3 protein-coding genes and 1 pseudogene are annotated in these 4,061 nt (G+C 41.0%); 1 reads left to right on the top strand and 3 read right to left on the bottom strand.

The genetic code is table 11. The features are described from left to right. The 3 genes from F6K20_RS27355 to hpsE form a co-directional block, all read right to left on the bottom strand. On the bottom strand, nucleotides 1–659 hold a 659-nt coding region (locus F6K20_RS27355; protein WP_287296762.1), incomplete at its 3' end, for a glycosyltransferase. A 1-nt stretch (nucleotide 660) separates the two neighbouring features. Beyond that, nucleotides 661–1,656, bottom strand: coding sequence for a glycosyltransferase family 2 protein (locus F6K20_RS27350; RefSeq protein WP_287266589.1), 996 nt, complete (start codon nucleotides 1,654–1,656; stop codon nucleotides 661–663). 364 nt (nucleotides 1,657–2,020) lie between these two features. Then, on the bottom strand, nucleotides 2,021–2,983 hold the full coding sequence (gene hpsE / locus F6K20_RS27345; protein ID WP_287296760.1) for a hormogonium polysaccharide biosynthesis glycosyltransferase HpsE: 963 nt from the start codon (nucleotides 2,981–2,983) through the stop codon (nucleotides 2,021–2,023). 351 nt (nucleotides 2,984–3,334) lie between these two features. Between hpsE and F6K20_RS27340 the strand changes: the two are divergent. Continuing rightward, nucleotides 3,335–4,061: pseudogene (locus F6K20_RS27340) on the top strand (transposase); the annotation flags it as partial.

Raw genomic sequence — 4,061 nt, 5'->3', positions numbered from 1 at the left:
TGTAAGCAACCTGCTTCCATCTTGGCAGTATCAGAAGAGGCGGAATTAGCCGAGACTTGATATAAAATGTGTGGGTATGGTACAGCGACAAAGGGATAACGAGCCGCCAGCCGCAGCCACATATCCCAATCTTCTGCCTGGGTTAGGGATTCATCAAATTGACCAACTGTGTCAAATGCTTTCCTACGAATTAGGACGTTAGAACCATTTTCCAAAAAATCTGTTAGCAACAGCTGAGGATAAACATTACCATTGAGAGTGATATGGTTACCTCGCCGCAAAAACTGACCTGATTCATCAATGTAATCTGTCCAACTATAGGCAACGGCGGCTTGGGGGTTTGCTTGTAAGGCGTTTAACTGGAACTCTAATTTATCCGGATGCCAGAGATCATCGGCATCTAGGAACGCAATATAGTCCCCTGAAGCATGGGATAGTCCACGATTACGAGCTCGGTTGACACCCGCATTGGGATAGGAAAAAATTTTTAAGCGAGCATCTTTGATACTAGAAATTATTTCCCCTGTCGAGTCTTGGGAGCCATCATCAATGACAAGTATTTCAAAATCCGTAAATGTCTGATTTAAAACCGATTCAATCGTCTGTTTGATAGTTTTTTCGTCATTATAAACTGGTATAATTATAGATATTAAAACCATATTATATTGACTTAGTTCTGTAGTTGATTAGCCCCTGAATAGTTTCTTCTGGAGCATTTTGCTGCTTCAAATAGTTTTTGAGAGTTGTTTCAGTTTTACTCAATAGTAAAAAATCACTGACTAACAGTTTAATAACTTGCCTAACATATAAAATAGCATACCTCCAGAAAGGGACATGTTGTGAGTCTTGATAAATTATATTGACCATATGCCAGATATTATAATTTGACTTTAAATTAGTGAATCCTTTCAAAATTTGGATTCTTTTGGCTGTATTCGGTTGGAGATACCATTGTAGTAAAGGGGGCATATAACGAATCAAGTCATTTAAATTATAATCAGTAGTGGCTTGGAGCTTACTTGACAAAATTACATTAAATCCTGATTTATTAGCACGACTAACAAACTCAAAGTCACCGCCGTAATGCCGGAATCTATCAGCATCTGGAAACCCAAGTTTATCGACGACTACTCTGGGGATGATAGCTATATTACCATTTAGGGTATCGACTGACCTAGCCTCTGCTGTAGCAAAATAATCCATACTCCGAATTGGCTGTTTTTTATGCATTCCACTGAACACAATCCAATCGGAATAGGTTTTATCCCGGACAATACCCCCAACAATAGTCTTCTGGTACAGTGGAGACTGACAAATGTCAATCAGGTTGTTCAGGAAATTGTCTGACAGAGAAATATCATCATTTAGCCACACTAGGTAATCGGAGTCTAATTTATCTATGGCATAGTTCATCCCCATACAAATCCCACCTGTCCACCAAAGATTGCCATCTCCTTCAATTAAGTAAACATTTTGAAATTCACTTCTAATCATGTCTGGTGTACCATCTGTGGAACCATCATCTACTATGATGACTGAGATAACTGAGATATTATCGGTATTTGCTTGAGGAATTTGCTGAAAAATTTGACTCAGAATATTCTGAGTATAGTGTTGCCTATTTCTAACTGGAATAATTAAGGATATTTGGGTCATGATAGCAAAGGGAATAGGGAATAGGGAATAGGGAGTCGGGAGTCGGGAGTCGGGAGTCGGGAGTCGGGAGTCGGGAGTCGGGAGTCGGGAGTCGGGAGTCGGGAGTCGGGAGTCGGGAGTCGGGAGCAGAAAAAAAATCTGAAAAATACTGTTATTTAGTAAGCATTTAGCCGTCAGTTGTCAGGCGTTAGTTTAAAATAAACCTATGCAGGCCTATGGCCACGCTATGGGAACGGGACAATTTAATAGTTCGAGATTTTAGAGAATTGAAAGTCTGGAGATTTGCCCATCAAAGCATTAAGCTGATAGCTGATAGCTGATAGCTGATAGCTGATAGCTGATAGCTGATAGCTGATAACTTAGGTTATTTATTATAAGGATTGTGTAAAAGCTTTCTAATAGTAAAAAATGGACTGAGGAAACTGCCCCAGAAGAATTCTAGTTGGAAGGCGGCAATGAGATTAGTTTTAAATTGTCCTCGATACTTAAGGAAATGTAGGATAACTCGGCGCAAATTTCCCAATAAAGTTCTGGTAATTACCATAGGCTTTTGCCAAAAGGTAGCATTAATCAGGCGGAGCTGACAGGTTGCTAAACCACAGCCACGAGCGAGAGTGAGTAAGTAATCTCTTTGAAGACGCCAGTGGGGAATCTTATGATAGCTATGCATGGCGGGGTTATACCAAATTTCCCAACCTGCTTTGTACATATATAGCAATGGCTCATAATCATCTCCCTGCACGAATAATCCGGGCAGTTTGCCTGTCAAACTGGGACGAGGTGGCACACTATCGAGCCAAGCTTGTCTACGAACGACTAAGCTTGCCCCTGGGGGTAGTCTGATGTGTTCAGGTTGAAAGGGATGGGGGTTTGGTCCATGTTCCCGAATTGCCAGAAATTGCTTGATGGGTTCAAAATTTTCTGGGGGTTCGACTTCAAAATCACCATGAATTTGACCACTGTAGGCTCCTGCCTTAGGATACTCTTGACCAAAGCCATAGGCTGCAGCAATCCAGTTGGGATCAGGTAAATTGTCATCATCTAAAAAACCGATTAATTCACCTTTAGCCTCCTGGACAGCTCGCAACCTGGCAAATGCTGATCCTTGTTCGAGTTCAAAACAATATCTTAAGGGGACAGATACATCCCAATTGCTTTGATAGTTCTGAATAACTTGGGCAGTATCATCGCTACTATTGTTGTCAACGACAATAATTTCCCAACTGATCGGGTTTAGGAAAGTTTGCGATCGCAGTCCCTGGAGCAGTAATGGTAAACGCTTCGCCCCATTATAGGTCGGAATCGCTACAGTGAAGTCAACAGACATAGAACTAGCTCATTTGGCTTTGTTAGGAAATCACCACAAATTGGCCAATTTGGCTCAACTAAGAGAACCATAATTTGATATCCTGAGATATCGTGATTGGTGATTTGAGATTGATGGAGAGAACCTCCTTCACCCACTCAATCATAATTATGATCAAATAAACAACTCTATTTTCCTAGAATTCAAGGGCGATCTCATTGGCCAGCATGGGTGAACTTACCCATATAACTCGTGGTCTAACGTTCAAACCCCTTAAACCCGGGACAAAACCGGATTTAGTGTTACAAATCAGACATTGACGTTTGGCTAGCGCTAGAGTATAACTAAAATATTAGGACTTAACCATTGACGATGCCCAAAGAAATAGGAGCAACCAAGAAAATATCGACTCAGATTGTCCCCGTAGTGGGGATGACTAAGTCAATTGAACTTGAGTTGTTCTCTATTATGAAAAAGCTAAAAGTCGTCAGGGCAGAGTCTTACAATAAGCTAGGCAGCATAAATCACTGGGGGATGGACTGGAAGAAGGCTATCCCTGAAATTAAGAGTTTTAGAACTCCCGATACCTTAGGGTTGCCTGCCAAGCTAATGGATTGGACAATCAACGACTGTGCAAAAGCCATAACAGCCCAACAGGCAGCTTGTTCTGCTGCTGTAATAAAAAAGATATACAACAGATTCTCAGGAAAAGAGAATCAAAAGACTAGGAAAGAGCTTTGTAAGAAGCTTAAGACTTTAGAGTTTCTGAATGTTCCACTTTTACACAGGCTGGTTAGAAAGGAATTTCAAAGAGGTCATTCTTGGGTTGATCACCAAATTGTTTATCAGCAGGCAGGGTACAAATGCCAAAGACTCTCTCGTAACACCTATCAACTAGAACTAGCCGGGTTAACAAAGGGTAAAAGGAACAAGGTAATTGTTAGAAGCAATCGAAAAATAAAAGGCCAGATTAGACTGGTATACAACCGGTTGTTGCCAAGGTTTGAGGTTCATTTTTTAGTTAATCATGGAAAGGTAAAAGCCATTGTTGAACGCCGCCATGTAGGGGTAGACAAGGGCTACACGGAAGCTTTCTATA

This window comes from Moorena sp. SIO2C4 (assembly GCF_010672485.1).
In the GTDB taxonomy this organism is placed as follows: Bacteria; Cyanobacteriota; Cyanobacteriia; order Cyanobacteriales; family Coleofasciculaceae; genus Moorena; species Moorena producens.
Note: the sequence above shows the minus strand (reverse complement) of the source record. Positions and strands in the feature narration are given on the sequence as shown.

Bases quoted from the DNA above. Each gene is read 5' to 3' on its own strand.
- F6K20_RS27350 (WP_287266589.1), bottom strand. From the start codon at position 1,656: ATGACCCAAATATCCTTAATTATTCCAGTTAGAAATAGGCAACACTAT.
- hpsE (WP_287296760.1), bottom strand. From the start codon at position 2,983: ATGTCTGTTGACTTCACTGTAGCGATTCCGACCTATAATGGGGCGAAG.